Origin of the sequence: Klebsiella sp. EMBS2024 (assembly GCF_036233805.1) — a bacterium.
Lineage (GTDB): Bacteria > Pseudomonadota > Gammaproteobacteria > Enterobacterales > Enterobacteriaceae > Klebsiella > Klebsiella pneumoniae.
In genome coordinates this window covers 3,953,982-3,971,514 of sequence record NZ_JAZARW010000001.1, presented here as the reverse complement: position 1 = coordinate 3,971,514, position 17,533 = coordinate 3,953,982, and the positions used below count along the sequence as shown (strand labels likewise).

The following is a 17,533-nucleotide window of genomic DNA, read 5'->3' as shown; positions in this document are numbered from 1 at the left end:
TTTAGTCTTCGTCAAAGCCAGCGTTAAACAGGGCAATCACCGCGGCGAGGGCTTCAACTTCCTGCGGACCGCTGGCCTCCACCTCTATCTGTCGCCCTTTCGCCGAGTCCAGCATCAGCAGGGCAATCACGCTGTTGGCTTCCGCCTCCGTGCCTTCATCGTTGCGCAGCAGTACTTCGGCATCGAAATTCTGCATCAGTTCGAACAGCTTCATCGCCGGGCGGGCGTGCATGCCCAGCTTATTGGTGATTTCAACGGTCTGCTTTACGGTCATGATTTACGTTTTTCCAGCGTCCGATGACGAGACTGCACGTTCTTGCCGCGCGAGCGGAAGTAGTCAGCCAGTTGTTCAGCAATATAAACCGAACGATGTTTACCGCCGGTACAGCCAATGGCCACCGTCAGATAGCTGCGATTGTTGGTCTCCAGCATCGGTAACCATAGCTCAAGATAGCTTCGGGTCTGATAAATAAAGTTGTGCACTTCAGTGTGCCGATCGAGGAAGGCGGCCACTGGTTTATCCAGACCGGTCATTGGACGCAGTTTCGGATCCCAGTGCGGGTTGGGCAGAAAGCGCACGTCAAAGACGTAATCGGCATCGATCGGAATACCGTGCTTGAAGCCGAAGGATTCGAAGACCATCGTCAGTTCACGCTCGCGTTTACCCAGCAGTCGGGTACGCAGCATCTCGGCCAGCTCATGCACCGACATTTCCGACGTATCGACGATCAGATCGGCGCGGGAGCGCAGGGGCTCCAGCAGATCGCTCTCTTCGTCGATGGCGCTTTCCAGCGACAGATTCTTGCTNGACAGCGGGTGCAGACGACGGGTGTCGCTGTACCGGCGGATCAGGGTATTGCGGTCGGCATCAAGGAACAGCAGCTGCGGAGAAAAACATTCCGGCAGATTCTGCATCGCCTGCTCGAATATCTCCGGGGATTCCGGCATGTTACGCACGTCGATGCTGACGGCCGCGGAGATATTACGGTCAGCCAGCGACCGCGCCAGGTCGGGCAGCAGCACGACCGGCAGGTTATCCACGCAGTAAAAGCCCATATCTTCCAGCGCTCGCAGAGCGACGGATTTCCCCGAGCCCGAGCGGCCGCTGACGATCATCAGTACCATGTACCGTTTCTCCTCAGTACGATAAAGGATAAGGTGCGACTGCCGTTATGCGTCATCGCTGCTTCCTGCTTCGGTGATGATCTCATACAACTCTTCATCGCTCTGCGCCGCGCGCAGGCGACGACAAATCGCTTTGTCCGCCAGCCGTTTGGCCACCAGGGAGAGCGTATGCAGGTGAGTTTTTGTCTGGTCGGCCGGCACCAGCAGCGCGAACAGCAGGTCGACAGGTTGATTGTCGATCGCGTCGAAGGCGATGGGGGTTTCCAGCTGGACAAAAACGCCGACAGCACGCAGCGTATCCTCTTCCAGTTTTCCGTGGGGAATGGCGATACCATTGCCGATCCCGGTACTGCCCATTTTTTCGCGGGTGAGGATCGCTTCGAACACCACCTGCGGCGGCAAACTTAACTGTTTGGCGGCCAGTTCGCTGATGATTTCCAGAGCACGCTTCTTGCTCTGGCAGTGCACCTGGCTACGGGTACATTCCTGGTTCAGGACGTTGCTCAGTTGTAGAGCCGAATCGTTGTTCATCATAATTTCACCTGAGCGCCCCCGCGCCCGTCGCCGATGATATCCAGCGGCGGGCGCAAGGGGGCCCGGACAATTAGTGTTGTTTTAGTTTATCTTTGTGCTTCGTTAACTGTCTTGCCAGCTTGTCGATAAGACCATCGACAGCCGCATACATATCCTGCCCTTCCGCACTGGCATGGATTTCGCCACCGTTGACATGCAGATTCGCGTCCGCAATTTGCGTCACTTTCTCTACTTTTAACACAATATAGACCTGATTGATCCGGTCGAAAAATTGCTCCAGCTTGCTGAACTTCGCCGTAACGAATTCGCGCATCGCAGGCGTAATTTCGACGTTGTGTCCTGTAATGTTGAGCTGCATAGTGTCTTCCTTATCGGTTATGTCAGACCAGTTGTTTACGCTGGTTTGACGGCGGGATGGATAAAGACTCTCTGTACTTCGCGACAGTGCGGCGCGCCACCATAATACCCTGCTCGGACAGCATGGAGGTGAGCTTACTGTCGCTCAACGGCTTCGCGGGGTTTTCCGCGGCGATGAGCTTCTTCACCAGCGCGCGAATCGCCGTCGACGAGGCTTCGCCTCCGCCTTCGGTATTCACATGGCTGGAGAAGAAATACTTCAGTTCAAAAATACCGCGCGGACTGTGCAGATATTTTTGCGTGGTGACACGGGAAATCGTCGATTCATGCATCTCGACGGCCTGGGCGATATCGGCCAGCACCATCGGCTTCATATACTCTTCACCCTGTTCGAAAAAAGCCTGCTGCTGCTCTACGATGCAGCGGCTGACGCGCAGCAGGGTATCGTTGCGGCTTTCCAGACTTTTAATCAGCCAGCGGGCTTCCTGCAGATTGCTGCGAATGAACTGGCCGTCGGCGTCATTGCGGGCGCTGTTGCCCATTGCCGCATACTGCTGATTTATTTTCAACCGTGGAATGCTGTCGGCGTTGAGCTCGACGGTCCAGCGGCCGCTCACCTTGCGCACCAGCACATCCGGGATGACATATTCCGGTTCGCTGGTCTGAATGGACTGGCCAGGGCGAGGATCCAGGGACTGGATCAGGTTGACCGCCTCTTTAAGCACCTCTTCTTTCAGGCGGGTGACTCGCATTAGAGTGCGGAAATCATGGTTGGCCAGCAGATCAAGATGGTCGCTGATAATCAGCCGGGCCTCTTCCAGCCACGGCGTCTCTTTAGCAAATTGCGACAGCTGGATCAGCAGGCAGTCGCGCAGATCTTTCGCTGCGACGCCAACCGGATCAAAACGCTGGATTCGCTTGAGGACCGCTTCCACCTCCTCCAGGCCGATCTCGTCATCGCCGATGCTGTCGACAATATCTTCAATCTGAATCGTGAGGTAGCCCGTATCGTCGACGGCGTCGACGATAGAGGTGGCAATAGCGCGGTCGGTGTCGGTGAAAGGCGTCAGCTCAACCTGCCACATCAGATAGTCCTGCAGCGTCTGGGTGGTCTCGCCTTGATAGACGGGAAGCTCGTCGTCCTGATAGTCGACGCCGTTACCCGACGGCGTGCCAGCGGTATAGATTTCATCCCAGCTGGCATCGAGAGGCAGTTCGTCGGGCATCTCTTTTTGCTCAAGCGCATCGACGGTATCGAGGGACTCGCGGTCCTCCACCTCTTTTGCCTCTACCTCGTCGTGAAGATCGGTTTGCTCAAGCAACGGGTTACTTTCCAGCGCTTGCTGGAGCTCTTGCTGGAGTTCTAACGTGGACAACTGCAGCAAACGAATCGCCTGCTGCAGCTGCGGCGTCATGGCAAGCTGTTGGCTAAGCCTTAATTGCAAACCTTGCTTCATGTTCAGGGTAAATATCTCCGGCTAAAACGTCTGTAACCTCTACCCTATCAGAGTCTGAAGTCTTCCCCAAGATACACGCGCTTAACCTGCTCATCTTCGAGGATCTGCTGCGGTGTACCATGAGCGATAAGGTGTCCCTGACTGACAATATACGCGCGTTCGCAGACCGCGAGGGTCTCACGGACGTTATGGTCGGTAATCAGAACGCCGAGACCGCTGTCGCGCAGGTGCTCAATGATGCGTTTAATATCGATAACGGAGATCGGATCCACGCCGGCAAAGGGTTCATCCAGAAGAATAAATTTCGGATTCGCCGCCAGCGCGCGGGCGATTTCGACGCGGCGGCGTTCACCACCGGAGAGCGCCTGACCGAGGCTGTCGCGCAGGTGCTCAATATGAAACTCTTCCATCAGCTCTTTAGCGCGATCTTCCCGTTGCTCGCTGGTTAGATCGTCACGGATCTGCAGGACCGCCATCAGGTTGTCATAGACGCTGAGGCGACGGAAAATCGACGCTTCCTGCGGCAGGTAGCCGATGCCCCGTCGCGCGCGCGCGTGCAGCGGCAGCAGGCTGATGTCTTCGTCATCGATGATGATATTGCCTGCGTCGCGGGGCACAATCCCGACCACCATGTAGAAGGTGGTCGTTTTACCGGCGCCGTTCGGGCCGAGCAAGCCGACAATCTCGCCCGAGTTAACGGTGAGACTGACATCTTCCACCACGCGGCGGCCTTTATACGCTTTAGCGAGATTCTTCGCAGTTAAGGTTGCCATAACGGATTAGTTACTCTTCTTTTGCTGGTTGCCGCTTTTATCCTGCAGCTCGGACGGCACCAGAACGGTGGTGACGCGTCGACCTTTATCGCTGAAGGCCTGCATTTTTTGCTCTTTCACCAGATAGGTGATCTTGTCGCCCTTGATGTTGCTGTCGAGCTGTTCCAGATAAGCGTTGCCCGTCAGCACGACGTAATCGTTCTGCAGCTCGTAGCGCATTTTCGACGCCCGGCCTTTTACCGGCTTGCCGTTATCCTGCATCTGATAGAAAGTAGCCGGGTTACCGAAACCTTCGATCACCTCTTTGCCTTTCTCGTTGCCCGGACGGGTGACCACCACTTTATCAGCGTTAATCTTGATCGTCCCCTGGGTCACGACCACGTTACCGGTGAAGGTGACGACATTGCCCTGCATGTCCAGCGACTGCTGATCGGATTCGATATGGATCGGCTGATCGGTATCGCCCGTCTTGGCGAGGGCCGGCAGGCTGGCGGCCAGTAACGCGCCGGCGAGCGCAATCTTAAGGCTGAGTTTGTTTGTTCTGAATTTCATAAGAGGTTCTCACCTTTTCAATCAGCTCGGCATTTTTGCTGCGAAGGTTTCCACGCATTTTCAGGCCGCTGGAATTAAATGTGGTGCCGTATAACGTCACCATGTCATCGGAGGTAACGTCCTGCGTTACCAGATTTATCTGGGCGTTATCCGTCGTAATTTTGCGCAGTTGAGAATCTGGCGCGAGCGCATTCACCTCAACGTGCCCGTAAAGATAGAGCATCCGGTCATTCGTCAGCTTCGCTTTGTCTGCTCTGACCGACCAGGTAGGCACCTTGTTAGTATCAAAGGTGGTCATCACCGGTTTGGTAAACCAGGAGACCTCCTGATCGGAAAAATATTCCACGTGCTCGGCAATCAGCCGATAGCTCAGGGCGCCTTCCGGACTGTATACCACGGTGTCGGTATGTTCGCTTTTATACGTAGGGTCGTTAGGATTGACCTCCGGCTGGGCCGTGTCGTCCGTATTCGCCAGATTCAGGCCGATAAGGATCAGCGCGAGCAGCGACAGTAAAATGATAACCCAACGTCTGGTTTTACTCATATTGATTGCCCTTTGGCCTCATCCAACTTGCCCTGCGCCAATAGTAACAAATCGCAGACTTCGCGTACCGCGCCGCGTCCGCCGTTAATTCGCGTGACATAATTCGCCCGCGGTAGCAGCAGCGGATGCGCATCGGCGACGGCGACGCTAAGGCCCACTTCGGCCATCACCGGCCAGTCAATCAGATCGTCGCCGATGTAGGCGACTTCTTCCGGCCGCACGTGCAGTTTGTCCGTCAGATCGCGGAACGCCAGCAGCTTGTCCGACTGCCCCTGGTACAAATGCGTGATGCCCAGCGTCTGACAGCGATCTTCTACCAGTTTAGCTTTTCGCCCGGTAATAATCGCCACTTCAATACCCGAGGTCAGCGCGCAGCGGATACCATAGCCATCGCGGACGTTAAACGCTTTCAGCTCCTCGCCGTGATTACCCATATAGATAAGCCCGTCGGATAATACACCGTCGACATCAAGGATCAGTAGACGGATCTTCGCCGCGCGATCGACAAACGCCTGGCTTACCGGCCCGTAGCAGGTCGCTAACTGAGCATCAGCATTATTCATTATTTTTTCCTTACTTACACTACGCCCGCGCGCAGCAGATCGTGCATATGTACCACACCCAGCAGATGGTCGCCATCGGCAACCAGCACGCAGGTGATATGACGGGATTGCATCAGGTTTAACGCATCCACCGCCAGAGTGCCGGGGCGGATGCGGATACCTCCCCGGGTCATGACGTCGGCAATGCTGGCATCGCGCATATCAACGCCGGTATCGAAGACCCGGCGCAGGTCACCGTCGGTAAAAATACCGATGATGTTCATATCGTCATCGCAGATAGCGGTCATGCCTAAATTTTTACGCGTGATTTCCAGCAGCGCATCGCGCAGGGTCGCCTGCAGGCCGATGTGCGGGATTTCATCACCGGTATGCATAATATCATTGACCCGCAGCAACAGCTTACGACCGAGTGCGCCGCCCGGATGCGACAGGGCGAAATCCTCAGCGGTAAAGCCGCGGGCTTCCAGCAGGGCGACGGCGAGGGCATCACCCATCACCAGCGCGGCGGTGGTGCTCGACGTGGGCGCCAGTCCTAACGGGCAGGCCTCCTTCGGCACTTTCACGCACAGATGGATATCCGCCGCGCGCGCCATGCTGCTCTCCGGCCGGCTGGTGATACAGATAAGCTTCACCTGCTGGCGCTTGAGGACCGGGATCAGCGCGAGGATTTCATTCGATTCGCCGGAGTTCGACAGCGCAATTACCACATCCTGCGGCGTGACCATACCTAAATCACCGTGCGCCGCTTCGCCGGGGTGGACAAAAAATGCCGAGGTGCCGGTACTGGCGAAGGTTGCCGCCATTTTGCGGCCGATGTGGCCGGATTTGCCCATCCCCATCACCACGACTTTCCCGCCGCAGCGGAAAATCGTTTCGCAGGCATGGGTAAAGTCTTCATTTATGTATTGATCGAGCTGGGCCAGACCTTCACGTTCAATTTCCAGCACCTGACGGCCTGCCTGTTGAAAGTCAAAATCCGTGGGCAAATCTATTTGCGGCATGATGTTATCCCGAATCATTCAACGAAGAGCGGTGCTGTCCAAAACAGCATCGCCAACCAAACCACAAAGCCGCCGACCAGCAGCGCGCCAACCAGTCGTCCCGGCTGCTGCTGACGGCGCCAGCACAGCACTGCGAAGATCAGGCTGACCAGCAGCATCACGCCATAATCGCGAGTGAAGGCTTCGGTCGCAAAGCTCCCCGGCGCGATCAGCGCCGGTAAACCCAGCACCAGTGCGATATTAAGGATATTGGCGCCGATGATATTGCCGATGGCAATATCATCTTCCCCTTTCCGCGCCCCGGCGATGGCGGTGGCCAGCTCCGGCAGGCTGGTGCCTATCGCCACCACCGTCAGGCCGACGGTCAGTTCGCTGATGGCGAAATAGTTTGCCAGCACTGTACTGTTATCCACCACCATGCGGGTCGCCATCGGCATGACGATCATCGCTACCCCTAACCAGAGCAGGGCGACCGGCAGCGACCCTTCGCGTGGCAGCTCCGCCAGCTGTTCGCGGGTCAGGCTATCGCTTCCCTGGCGCTCCGCCAGGCGAGCGATTTTGATGGTGAACAGCAGCCACAGAAGCGCTAACGCCAGTAAAAATAGCCCGTCGAGACGGGTCAGTTGTCCATCGTAGAGCACCAGTCCCGCCAGCACGCTGACCAGCAACATTAGCGGTAATTCGCGGCGCAGAATATCAGAATGCACGGTAAATGGCCTGAGTAAGGCGGCGAGACCGAGGATCAATAAGATATTGGTGATATTAGATCCGAGCGCGGTGCCGACCGCCAGATCGGTCTGCCCGTGCAGCGAGGCCGCGGTGGCGACCATGATCTCAGGCAGGCTGGTGCCGATACTGACCACTGTCATGCCGATGATCAGCGGCGGGATCCCCAACATACGACACAGGATGGAGGCGGCATAGACCAGACGATCGGCACTGTAGACAACCAGCAATAAACCAATAATTAACAGAGCCGTCGCTAAGAGCATCTAAAGTCCTTTCTTCAGGTATAATCGTCGCCTCGCTGGGTTATCCCTACGCAGCGTAACGAATTCTTAATTTTGACTTTATGTGTGCCAAAAGTAAAACAAATGCCAGCTTTCGCTAACCTGTGCAGGTAAGATTCTGTAAAAATGTTGTGATTGTGGCGCAAGAAAGGGCCATGCTTGCCCGTCAGGTGTTTAGTAAGGATGATTTTATGAGCCAAACTCAGGCGAATTTAGTTGAAGTGCGCGGTATCCGCTTTTCACGCGGCGATCGTGTGATCTTCGACGACATCTCGCTGTCGGTGCCACGCGGTAAAATTACTGCGATCATGGGACCTTCGGGGATCGGCAAGACTACCCTGTTACGCCTGATCGGCGGCCAGATCCCGCCGGACAGGGGAGAGATCCTGTTTGATGGCGAGAACGTGCCGCAGATGACGCGTTCGCGTCTTTATACGGTGCGTAAGCGGATGAGCATGCTGTTCCAGTCCGGCGCGCTGTTCACCGATCTCAATGTCTTTGACAACGTTGCCTATCCGCTGCGCGAACATACGCATTTGCCGCCTGCGCTGCTGCATACGACGGTGATGATGAAGCTGGAAGCGGTGGGGCTACGCGGTGCGGCGAAGTTAATGCCTTCTGAGCTTTCCGGTGGGATGGCGCGCCGCGCCGCCCTGGCGAGAGCCATTGCCCTGGAGCCGGATCTGATTATGTTCGACGAACCGTTCGTCGGGCAGGATCCCATCACTATGGGCGTGCTGGTGAAGCTGATTTCTGAACTCAACAGCACGCTGGGTGTCACTTGCATCGTGGTTTCGCACGATGTGCCCGAGGTGCTTAGCATCGCGGACTACGCGTATATCGTGGCGGATAAAAAGATTGTCGCCCACGGTAGCGCCCAGTCGCTACGGGAGAATACCGATCCTCGGGTTCGTCAGTTCATTGATGGTATTGCCGACGGTCCGGTGCCGTTCCGTTATCCTGCTGGCGACTATCACCATGATTTATTAGGCATAGGGAGTTGAGCGACTCATGCTGTTTAATGCGCTGGCCGCGCTAGGTCATCGCGGTATTAAAACCACCGCGACGTTTGGACGCGCCGGATTAATGCTTTTCAACGCCGTTGTCGGCAAACCAGAGTTTCGCAAGCACGCGCCGCTGCTGGTTCGTCAACTCTATAACGTCGGCGTCCTGTCGATGCTGATTATCATTGTATCGGGCTTGTTTATCGGTATGGTGCTCGGGCTGCAGGGGTATCTAGTGTTAACCACCTACAGCGCAGAGACCAGTCTTGGCATGCTGGTGGCGCTGTCGCTGCTGCGTGAGCTGGGGCCGGTGGTCGCCGCGCTGCTGTTTGCCGGCCGCGCCGGGTCGGCGCTGACCGCCGAGATTGGCCTGATGCGGGCCACGGAACAGCTCTCCAGTATGGAGATGATGGCGGTGGATCCGCTGCGTCGCGTCATTTCCCCACGCTTCTGGGCCGGTGTCATTTCGCTGCCGCTGCTGACGATTATCTTCGTCGCGGTAGGGATCTGGGGCGGTGCGCTGGTGGGGGTGAGCTGGAAAGGCATTGACGGTGGTTTTTTCTGGACCGCGATGCAAAATGCCGTCGACTGGCGAATGGATCTGGTGAACTGCCTGATTAAGAGTCTGGTGTTCGCTATTACGGTAACCTGGATTGCGTTATTTAATGGTTATGACGCTATCCCCACTTCCGCCGGGATTAGCCGGGCGACAACGCGTACCGTGGTGCATGCGTCGCTGGCGGTTCTGGGGCTGGATTTTGTGCTGACTGCGCTGATGTTTGGGAATTGAGTTCATGCAAACGAAAAAAACTGAAATCTGGGTAGGGGTGTTCTTACTGGTGGCGCTGCTGGCGGCGCTGTTTGTCTGCCTGAAGGCGGCGAACGTCACCTCGCTACGCACCGAGCCGACTTATCGCCTTTATGCGACTTTCGATAACATCGGCGGCCTGAAGGCGCGCTCGCCGGTGCGCATCGGCGGCGTGGTAGTGGGGCGGGTAGCGGACATTACGCTCGATCCGAAAACCTATCTGCCACGCGTGGAGCTCGATATCGATGAGCGCTACAACCATATCCCGGATACCAGTTCGTTGGCGATCCGCACCTCTGGCCTGCTGGGCGAGCAGTACCTGGCGCTGAACGTCGGTTTTGAAGACCCGGACCTCGGGACGACTATCCTTAAAGACGGCGGCACTATCCAGGACACCAAGTCCGCCATGGTGCTGGAAGATCTGATTGGTCAGTTCCTTTATAACAGTAAGGGCGGCGACAATCAGAATTCTGGCAATGATAAGGCCGAGGCAGAAGGTCATACTGACGCGACGCCGGCAGCCGGCACGACGCATTAATTTCAGGAGAAATACGATATGTTTAAACGCTTACTCATGGTCGCCATGCTGGTGATTGCCCCGCTGACCGCCGTCCAGGCCGCAGATCAGTCCAATCCGTATAAGCTGATGAATGAAGCGGCGCAGAAAACCTTCGATCGCCTGAAGAATGAACAGCCGAAGATTAAAGCTAATCCTAACTATCTGCGCGACATCGTCGACCAGGAGTTATTGCCGTATGTACAGGTGAAATATGCCGGCGCGCTGGTGCTGGGCCGCTATTACAAAGAAGCGACCCCTGCGCAGCGTGAGGCCTATTTTGCCGCCTTCCGTGAATACCTGAAGCAGGCCTACGGTCAGGCGCTGGCGATGTACCATGGGCAGACTTACCAGATTGCTCCGGAGCAGCCGCTGGGCAGCGCAACCATCGTTCCGATCCGCGTCACTATCATCGACCCGAACGGTCGTCCGCCGGTACGTCTTGACTTCCAGTGGCGTAAAAATACCCAGACCGGCAACTGGCAGGCCTACGATATGATCGCGGAAGGGGTGAGCATGATCACCACCAAACAGAATGAGTGGAGCGATCTGCTGCGCACCAAGGGCGTTGATGGCCTGACCGCGCAGCTGAAAGCGATCTCTGCGCAGCCGATCACCCTGGAACAGAAAAAATAATGAGCGGGCAGCTGAGCTGGACTNGCGAGGGCGAGACGCTGGCGCTGCACGGGGAGCTGGATCAGGATCTGCTGGTCCCGCTCTGGGAGGCGCGCGCCCAGGCGACGGCGGGAACGGCGATCATCGATCTCAGTCAGACCACGCGCGTGGACACCGCGGGCCTGGCGCTGTTAGTGCATTTTATGGCGCTGATTCGCCGTCAGGGCCGGGAAGCGCAGCTGGTCGGCAAGAGCGAAAACCTGCAAACGCTGATCGGTCTTTACAACCTGCCTGCCGATCTGATCTGATAATCTTTTCAGTGCCTTAGCACTGAAGCTATTCCGAAAGCCCTGGCAATCTTTTCGCCGGGGCTTTTTGCTTGTTTAAGACCGCGCCACTTTCCTCTAAGATGTTGGGCTGTTTTCACTATCAGATAAATTTGAGCCCATGGAAAATCATGAAATTCAGACCGTGCTGATGAACGCACTCCCCCTCCAGGAAGTCCACGTCTCTGGCGATGGCAGCCACTTTCAGGTTATTGCTGTGGGTGAGATGTTCGATGGCATGAGTCGGGTGAAAAAGCAGCAGAGCGTCTACGCGCCGCTGATGGAATATATTGCCGACAACCGCATCCATGCGCTGTCGATCAAGGCCTTTACTCCGCAGGAGTGGGCGCGAGACCGCAAACTCAATGGCTTCTAAGCTGTGGGGGATCCCCTGCAGCGTATGTGAATTTTTAATAGAGAACAGAATCAATGGATAAATTCCGTGTTCAGGGGCCGACTCGCCTTCAGGGTGAAGTCACCATCTCCGGGGCAAAAAACGCCGCCCTGCCAATCCTCTTTTCCGCGCTGCTTGCCGAAGAGCCGGTAGAGATCCAAAACGTACCTAAGCTGAAAGACATCGATACCACCATGAAGCTGCTGAGCCAGCTGGGCGCGAAGGTCGAGCGCAATGGTTCGGTATGGATTGACGCCGGCCCGGTCGATGTATTCTGTGCTCCGTACGATCTGGTGAAAACCATGCGCGCCTCTATCTGGGCGCTGGGCCCGTTGGTGGCACGTTTCGGTCAGGGGCAAGTTTCTCTGCCTGGCGGCTGCGCTATCGGCGCGCGTCCGGTCGATCTGCATATTAGCGGTCTGGAGCAGCTGGGCGCCGAGATCAAACTGGAAGAAGGTTATGTCAAAGCCTCGGTCAGCGGTCGCCTGAAAGGCGCGCATATTGTGATGGATAAGGTGAGCGTCGGCGCCACCGTAACCATCATGAGCGCAGCGACGCTTGCGGAGGGAACGACGATTATTGAAAACGCCGCTCGCGAGCCGGAGATTGTCGATACCGCCAACTTCCTGAACGCGCTGGGCGCAAAAATCACAGGCCAGGGTAGCGATCGCATTACCATCGAAGGCGTGCAGCGCCTGGGCGGCGGCGTCTACCGTGTGCTGCCTGACCGTATTGAAACCGGGACTTTCCTGGTGGCCGCGGCGATTTCCGGCGGCAAGATCCTCTGCCGTAACGCGCAGCCGGATACCCTGGATGCCGTACTGGCGAAGCTGCGCGACGCCGGGGCTGACATCGAAACGGGCGAAGACTGGATCAGCCTCGATATGCACGGCAACCGTCCGAAAGCGGTCAACGTGCGTACCGCGCCGCACCCGGGCTTCCCGACCGATATGCAGGCCCAGTTCACGCTGCTTAACCTGGTAGCGGAAGGGACCGGCGTGATCACCGAAACGATCTTTGAAAACCGCTTCATGCACATTCCGGAGCTGATCCGTATGGGCGCGCACGCGGAGATCGAGAGCAATACCGCTATCTGTCACGGCGTGAAGCAGCTTTCTGGCGCGCAGGTGATGGCGACCGATTTGCGCGCGTCGGCGAGCCTGGTGCTGGCCGGCTGTATCGCTGAAGGGACCACCATCGTCGATCGCATCTATCATATCGATCGCGGCTATGAGCGTATCGAAGATAAACTGCAGGCGCTGGGCGCCAATATTCAACGCGTGAAGGGCGAGTAACCGCGTCCTGACAGCGCCCCGGGACGTTGTTCCGGGGCGCTGTCGAGCAATCACATCACTTGTCGATCTTCTTCTGACGCATCATCTGCGTTCTGTCGATAAACTCATGAGTCACCGGGTCGTGGTAGCGTGACGGCCAGATGACCCACGGCTGCGTTTCCAGCGCTGTGGCGATAATCAATTCGCCTTTCGGCCAGGGGCGGGTCAGGGCGTTCGCCAGCGTTGAAGAACTTAGTCCGTGCCGTCGCGACTCTGCCGCCAGCGATGTTCCCCGTTTACGTAATCCCGCAACAATATCTGCGGGATGCCAGTCGATGAACTTATCCATAAATTCTCCTGGTGTTAAAGGTCCAGATCGTCCCACATGGGCGATAGAGACACTATACCCGCGTACTATGTAGGGTTCTAACAAGTTCTGTTAAAGCGCCGGAATATTCAGAATCTATCAAGATATTCGGAAGTTTAGGGAGAGAAATGGCATTTTACTGGAACTTTCCCGCGCGTCGCGCGGGAAAGGAGGGGGGATTAATGATCGCGCTGGACTGCAATATGCGCCAGCCCAATCAAGGCTTCGCGCCAGGGCGTGTCCGGGAGGATCTGCAGCGCGGCAATGGCTTTGTCAGCTTCTTCTTCGGCACGCTTCTGCGTCCATTCCAGCGAACCGCAGGTCGCCATCGTTTCCAGCACAGCATCCAGTAGATGGCGGCCGTTGCCTTGCTCGATCGCACCGCGGATCATCGCTGATTGATCGGGTGTGCCATGGTGCATGGCGTGCAGCAGCGGTAGCGTGGGTTTACCTTCGTTCAGGTCGTCACCGACGTTTTTACCGAGCCGCTCGCCGTCAGAGCTATAATCGAGTAAATCGTCGATTAGCTGGAAAGCGGTGCCGAGATAGCGGCCATAATCCTGCAACGCGCGTTCTTCTTCCGCAGTGCAGTCGGCCAGCAGTCCCGCACACTGCGAGGCAGCTTCAAACAGGCGCGCCGTCTTGCTGTAGATAACGCGCATGTAGTTCTCTTCGGTGATATCCGGGTCATTGACGTTCATCAGCTGCAGCACTTCGCCTTCGGCAATGACGTTCACCGCTTCCGACATGACCTCAAGGATCTTCAGCGAGCCCAGCTGGGTCATCATCTGAAAGGCGCGGGTATAGATAAAATCGCCGACCAGCACGCTGGCGGCATTGCCAAACGCCGCATTGGCCGTGGCTTTGCCGCGACGCATATCAGACTCATCGACGACGTCGTCATGCAGCAGGGTGGCGGTATGAATAAATTCAATCAGCGCGGCAATGGTGACATGCGCGCTCCCCTGATAGCCCACCGCGCGTGCGGCGAGCACAGCAATCATCGGGCGAATGCGTTTGCCGCCGCCGCTGACGATGTAATAGCCTAACTGATTGATAAGCTGAACATCGGAGTTGAGTTGCTCAAGAATCGTCGCATTGACACCCGCCATATCTTGCGCGGTTAACTCATTGATTTTTTCTAAATTCATCGCAAAAGCCGGGCCAAATGTCCTGTTACCATGAATCCAGGTGGGATCACAGAAGGATTAAGACAGAATTAAAAGAAGATATGATTGTACTGAAAAATTGCCGTAGATAAACGTTGTCGTGAAAGTTGTGTTTTTTTTCTGCATTGATCGCTAATCGCTCTTGTCAAAGGCTCGCGTTTTGCGTAATATTCGCGCCCTATTGTGAATATTTATAGCGCACTCTGAATCACATAAAGAGGTGCGCGGAAGCGGAGTTTTATATGTACGCGGTTTTCCAAAGTGGTGGTAAACAACACCGAGTAAGCGAAGGTCAGACCGTTCGCCTGGAAAAGCTGGACATCGCAACTGGCGAAGCTGTTGAATTCGCTGAAGTGCTGATGATCGCAAACGGTGAAGAAATCAAGATCGGCGTTCCTTTCGTTGAGGGCGGCGTAATCAAAGCTGAAGTTGTTGCTCACGGTCGTGGCGAGAAAGTTAAAATCGTTAAGTTTCGTCGTCGTAAACACTATCGTAAGCAGCAGGGCCATCGTCAGTGGTTCACTGATGTGAAAATCACTGGCATCAGCGCCTAAGACCTGAGGAGTAGATTTAAATGGCACATAAAAAGGCTGGCGGCTCGACTCGTAACGGTCGCGATTCAGAAGCTAAACGTCTGGGCGTAAAACGTTTCGGCGGTGAAGCAGTTCTGGCAGGTAGCATCATCGTTCGTCAACGTGGTACTAAATTCCACGCTGGTACCAACGTTGGTTGCGGCCGTGACCACACTCTGTTCGCTTTGACTGACGGTAAAGTCAAGTTCGAAGTTAAAGGCCCGAAAAACCGTAAATTCATCAGCATCGTTGCTGAATAAGTTTTTCGCGTCCCGGTAACGGATGAAAGCCCCGCAACACGTTGCGGGGCTTTTTACATTCGTCTACCGGAAAATTTTTGCAGGGAAACAGGCATGAAGCAGCAGGCTGGGATTGGCATTATTCTGGCGCTTACCACCGCAATGTGTTGGGGAGCGTTGCCGATTGCAATGAAACAGGTTCTCGAGGTGATGGCGCCGCCTACGGTGGTCTTTTATCGCTTCCTGATGGCCAGCATTGGGCTTGGCGCGATCCTCGCGATCAAAGGCAAACTGCCGCCGATGCGAATTTTTCGCAAGCCGCGCTGGCTGGTGTTATTAGCGATTGCCACCGGCGGTCTGTTCGGTAACTTCATCCTGTTTAGTTCTTCCCTGCAATACCTCAGCCCCACGGCTTCTCAGGTCATCGGCCAGCTATCGCCGGTGGGGATGATGGTGGCTAGCGTCGTAATTCTGAAAGAGCGCATGCGCGGCACCCAGGTGGTGGGCGCGTTGATGCTGCTCAGCGGGCTGGTGATGTTCTTCAATACCAGTCTGATTGAAATCTTTACCCGCCTGACGGACTACACGTGGGGGGTAATTTTCGGCGTTGCTGCCGCTACGGTGTGGGTAAGCTACGGCGTCGCGCAAAAGGTGTTATTGCGCCGTCTGGCATCACAGCAGATACTATTTTTGCTGTACACTTTGTGTACGATTGCATTACTGCCACTTGCTGAGCCCGGAGTGATTTCCCGGTTAAGCAGCTGGCAACTGGCATGCCTGATTTTTTGCGGGCTGAATACCCTGGTCGGCTACGGGGCGCTGGCGGAAGCCATGGCGCGCTGGCAGGCGGCGCAGGTCAGCGCGTTAATCACCTTGACGCCACTGTTTACGCTACTGTTTTCTGATTTATTATCAATGGCCTGGCCCGATGTTTTCGCCAGACCGATGTTAAACCTGATTGGTTATCTCGGTGCGTTTGTCGTGGTTGCGGGCGCGATGTATTCCGCCATCGGTCATCGTCTTTGGGGACGTTGGCGTAAGCGAGAGGCGGTAGTACCGCTGCCCCGCTCAGGCGAATGATTTACGGAGAGTAAAATGAAGTTTGTAGATGAAGCAACGATCCTGGTCGTAGCAGGTGACGGCGGCAATGGTTGCGTAAGCTTCCGCCGCGAAAAGTATATTCCGAAAGGCGGTCCGGATGGCGGCGATGGCGGCGATGGCGGCGATGTCTGGCTGGAAGCGGACGAGAACCTGAACACCCTGATCGACTACCGTTTTGAAAAATCGTTCCGCGCCGAACGTGGGCAGAATGGTCAAAGCCGCGACTGTACCGGTAAGCGCGGTAAAGACGTGACGGTAAAAGTGCCGGTCGGCACCCGGGTTATCGATCAGGGCACCGGCGAGACCATGGGCGATATGACCAAACACGGTCAGCGTCTGATGGTGGCGAAAGGCGGCTGGCACGGTTTGGGCAACACCCGTTTCAAATCGTCCGTTAACCGTACGCCGCGTCAGAAAACCATGGGTACCCCGGGTGATAAACGCGACCTGCAGCTGGAGCTGATGCTGTTGGCCGATGTCGGGATGCTGGGCATGCCGAACGCCGGCAAATCCACCTTCATCCGTGCGGTCTCCGCCGCCAAGCCGAAAGTGGCTGACTATCCGTTTACCACCCTGGTGCCAAGCCTGGGCGTGGTGCGTATGGACAATGAAAAGAGCTTCGTAGTTGCCGATATCCCGGGGCTGATTGAAGGCGCAGCGGAAGGGGCTGGCCTCGGTATCCGCTTCCTCAAGCACCTCGAGCGCTGCCGCGTACTGCTGCACCTCATCGATATCGATCCGATCGACGGCTCCGATCCGGTTGAGAATGCGCGCATTATCATCGGCGAGCTGGAGAAATACAGCGAGAAGCTAGCCTCCAAACCACGCTGGTTAGTTTTCAACAAGATTGACCTGATGGACAAGTCCGAAGCCGAAGCCAAAGCCAAAGCGATTGCCGAAGCGCTGGGTTGGGAAGAGAAATTCTACCTGATCTCCGCGGCTAGCCAGCAGGGCGTGAAAGAGCTGTGCTGGGACGTGATGACCTTCATCATCGAAAACCCGATCGTGCAGGCGGAAGAAGAGCAGAAGCCGGAGAAAGTCGAGTTTATGTGGGACGACTATCACCGTCAGCAGCTTGAAGAGGCCGAAGCCGAAGCAGAAGATGACGAAGACTGGGATGACGACTGGGATGAGGACGACGAAGAAGGCGTCGAATTCATCTACAAACGCTAATCCTGACTTCTCTGGATCA

At 56.1% G+C, this 17,533-nt stretch carries 24 protein-coding genes; 11 read left to right on the top strand and 13 right to left on the bottom strand.

Going from position 1 to position 17,533, the window contains the following annotated elements; translation table 11 throughout:
* Position 1: 1 nt before the first annotated feature.
* From npr to VZP09_RS18060, 11 genes are all read right to left on the bottom strand, one after another.
* Positions 2–274 carry a PTS phosphocarrier protein NPr gene (npr, locus tag VZP09_RS18110; RefSeq protein ID WP_002918431.1) on the bottom strand — a complete coding sequence of 91 codons (273 nt, stop codon included), beginning with the start codon at positions 272–274 and terminating at the stop codon, positions 2–4.
* On the bottom strand, positions 271–1,125 hold the full coding sequence (gene rapZ, locus VZP09_RS18105) for an RNase adapter RapZ (RefSeq protein WP_002918428.1): 855 nt from the start codon (positions 1,123–1,125) through the stop codon (positions 271–273). The genes npr and rapZ overlap by 4 nt, the downstream gene beginning before the upstream one ends.
* A 45-nt stretch (positions 1,126–1,170) precedes the next feature.
* On the bottom strand, positions 1,171–1,659 hold the full coding sequence (gene ptsN / locus VZP09_RS18100) for a PTS IIA-like nitrogen regulatory protein PtsN (protein ID WP_004144926.1): 489 nt from the start codon (positions 1,657–1,659) through the stop codon (positions 1,171–1,173).
* 70 nt (positions 1,660–1,729) lie between these two features.
* A complete protein-coding gene (gene hpf / locus VZP09_RS18095; protein ID WP_002918423.1) occupies positions 1,730–2,017 on the bottom strand; it encodes a ribosome hibernation promoting factor in 288 nt (95 codons plus the stop codon).
* 22 nt (positions 2,018–2,039) lie between these two features.
* Positions 2,040–3,473 carry an RNA polymerase factor sigma-54 gene (rpoN, locus tag VZP09_RS18090; RefSeq protein ID WP_002918420.1) on the bottom strand — a complete coding sequence of 478 codons (1,434 nt, stop codon included), beginning with the start codon at positions 3,471–3,473 and terminating at the stop codon, positions 2,040–2,042.
* 47 nt (positions 3,474–3,520) lie between these two features.
* Complete coding sequence (gene lptB, locus VZP09_RS18085; protein ID WP_002918417.1) at positions 3,521–4,246, bottom strand: LPS export ABC transporter ATP-binding protein; 726 nt, start codon at positions 4,244–4,246, stop codon at positions 3,521–3,523.
* Positions 4,247–4,252: 6 nt separating this feature from the next.
* Entirely contained in the window at positions 4,253–4,798 is a 546-nt protein-coding gene (gene lptA / locus VZP09_RS18080; RefSeq protein ID WP_002918415.1) for a lipopolysaccharide ABC transporter substrate-binding protein LptA, read from the bottom strand.
* The gene (gene lptC, locus VZP09_RS18075) at positions 4,767–5,342 is read right to left on the bottom strand and encodes an LPS export ABC transporter periplasmic protein LptC (protein ID WP_002918413.1); all 576 of its coding nucleotides are present in this window, start codon (positions 5,340–5,342) and stop codon (positions 4,767–4,769) included. Before lptC ends, lptA begins: the two co-directional genes overlap by 32 nt.
* The gene (gene kdsC / locus VZP09_RS18070; RefSeq protein WP_002918405.1) at positions 5,339–5,905 is read right to left on the bottom strand and encodes a 3-deoxy-manno-octulosonate-8-phosphatase KdsC; all 567 of its coding nucleotides are present in this window, start codon (positions 5,903–5,905) and stop codon (positions 5,339–5,341) included. The genes lptC and kdsC overlap by 4 nt, the downstream gene beginning before the upstream one ends.
* A 14-nt stretch (positions 5,906–5,919) precedes the next feature.
* A complete protein-coding gene (kdsD, locus tag VZP09_RS18065) occupies positions 5,920–6,924 on the bottom strand; it encodes an arabinose-5-phosphate isomerase KdsD (protein ID WP_420515132.1) in 1,005 nt (334 codons plus the stop codon).
* Positions 6,921–7,898: a calcium/sodium antiporter gene (locus VZP09_RS18060; RefSeq protein ID WP_002918397.1), complete on the bottom strand. Its 978-nt coding sequence runs from the start codon at positions 7,896–7,898 to the stop codon at positions 6,921–6,923. Before VZP09_RS18060 ends, kdsD begins: the two co-directional genes overlap by 4 nt.
* 209 nt (positions 7,899–8,107) lie before the next feature.
* On the opposite strand from VZP09_RS18060, the gene mlaF reads away from it, so the two are divergent.
* The 7 genes from mlaF (at position 8,108) to murA (ending at position 12,914) form a co-directional block, all read left to right on the top strand.
* Entirely contained in the window at positions 8,108–8,920 is an 813-nt protein-coding gene (gene mlaF / locus VZP09_RS18055; RefSeq protein WP_004150950.1) for a phospholipid ABC transporter ATP-binding protein MlaF, read from the top strand.
* 7 nt (positions 8,921–8,927) lie between these two features.
* Positions 8,928–9,710 carry a lipid asymmetry maintenance ABC transporter permease subunit MlaE gene (gene mlaE, locus VZP09_RS18050; protein ID WP_004150949.1) on the top strand — a complete coding sequence of 261 codons (783 nt, stop codon included), beginning with the start codon at positions 8,928–8,930 and terminating at the stop codon, positions 9,708–9,710.
* A 4-nt stretch (positions 9,711–9,714) separates the two neighbouring features.
* Positions 9,715–10,266: an outer membrane lipid asymmetry maintenance protein MlaD gene (mlaD, locus tag VZP09_RS18045; protein ID WP_002918387.1), complete on the top strand. Its 552-nt coding sequence runs from the start codon at positions 9,715–9,717 to the stop codon at positions 10,264–10,266.
* 18 nt (positions 10,267–10,284) lie between these two features.
* The gene (mlaC, locus tag VZP09_RS18040; protein WP_002918386.1) at positions 10,285–10,920 is read left to right on the top strand and encodes a phospholipid-binding protein MlaC; all 636 of its coding nucleotides are present in this window, start codon (positions 10,285–10,287) and stop codon (positions 10,918–10,920) included.
* Complete coding sequence (gene mlaB, locus VZP09_RS18035) at positions 10,920–11,207, top strand: lipid asymmetry maintenance protein MlaB (RefSeq protein ID WP_328795321.1); 288 nt, start codon at positions 10,920–10,922, stop codon at positions 11,205–11,207. The genes mlaC and mlaB overlap by 1 nt, the downstream gene beginning before the upstream one ends.
* A gap of 139 nt (positions 11,208–11,346) precedes the next feature.
* Complete coding sequence (gene ibaG, locus VZP09_RS18030; protein ID WP_004144910.1) at positions 11,347–11,601, top strand: BolA family iron metabolism protein IbaG; 255 nt, start codon at positions 11,347–11,349, stop codon at positions 11,599–11,601.
* A 53-nt stretch (positions 11,602–11,654) separates the two neighbouring features.
* Positions 11,655–12,914, top strand: coding sequence for a UDP-N-acetylglucosamine 1-carboxyvinyltransferase (gene murA, locus VZP09_RS18025; RefSeq protein WP_002918382.1), 1,260 nt, complete (start codon positions 11,655–11,657; stop codon positions 12,912–12,914).
* Positions 12,915–12,969: 55 nt separating this feature from the next.
* Here the strand turns inward: murA and sfsB are convergent, their stop codons facing one another.
* Together sfsB and ispB are read right to left on the bottom strand one after the other, a co-directional pair.
* The gene (gene sfsB / locus VZP09_RS18020; protein ID WP_002918381.1) at positions 12,970–13,242 is read right to left on the bottom strand and encodes a DNA-binding transcriptional regulator SfsB; all 273 of its coding nucleotides are present in this window, start codon (positions 13,240–13,242) and stop codon (positions 12,970–12,972) included.
* A 197-nt stretch (positions 13,243–13,439) separates the two neighbouring features.
* Positions 13,440–14,411 (bottom strand): octaprenyl diphosphate synthase, encoded by a 972-nt coding sequence (gene ispB, locus VZP09_RS18015; RefSeq protein ID WP_004144907.1) that lies wholly within the window; start codon positions 14,409–14,411, stop codon positions 13,440–13,442.
* A 260-nt stretch (positions 14,412–14,671) separates the two neighbouring features.
* On the opposite strand from ispB, the gene rplU reads away from it, so the two are divergent.
* The 4 genes from rplU (at position 14,672) to cgtA (ending at position 17,514) form a co-directional block, all read left to right on the top strand.
* Positions 14,672–14,983 carry a 50S ribosomal protein L21 gene (gene rplU, locus VZP09_RS18010; RefSeq protein WP_002918379.1) on the top strand — a complete coding sequence of 104 codons (312 nt, stop codon included), beginning with the start codon at positions 14,672–14,674 and terminating at the stop codon, positions 14,981–14,983.
* Between the two features lie 20 nt (positions 14,984–15,003).
* Complete coding sequence (gene rpmA / locus VZP09_RS18005) at positions 15,004–15,261, top strand: 50S ribosomal protein L27 (RefSeq protein ID WP_002434222.1); 258 nt, start codon at positions 15,004–15,006, stop codon at positions 15,259–15,261.
* 93 nt (positions 15,262–15,354) lie between these two features.
* Positions 15,355–16,320 carry a DMT family transporter gene (locus tag VZP09_RS18000; protein WP_004149938.1) on the top strand — a complete coding sequence of 322 codons (966 nt, stop codon included), beginning with the start codon at positions 15,355–15,357 and terminating at the stop codon, positions 16,318–16,320.
* 15 nt (positions 16,321–16,335) lie between these two features.
* On the top strand, positions 16,336–17,514 hold the full coding sequence (gene cgtA, locus VZP09_RS17995; RefSeq protein ID WP_032415626.1) for an Obg family GTPase CgtA: 1,179 nt from the start codon (positions 16,336–16,338) through the stop codon (positions 17,512–17,514).
* Positions 17,515–17,533: the final 19 nt, after the last annotated feature.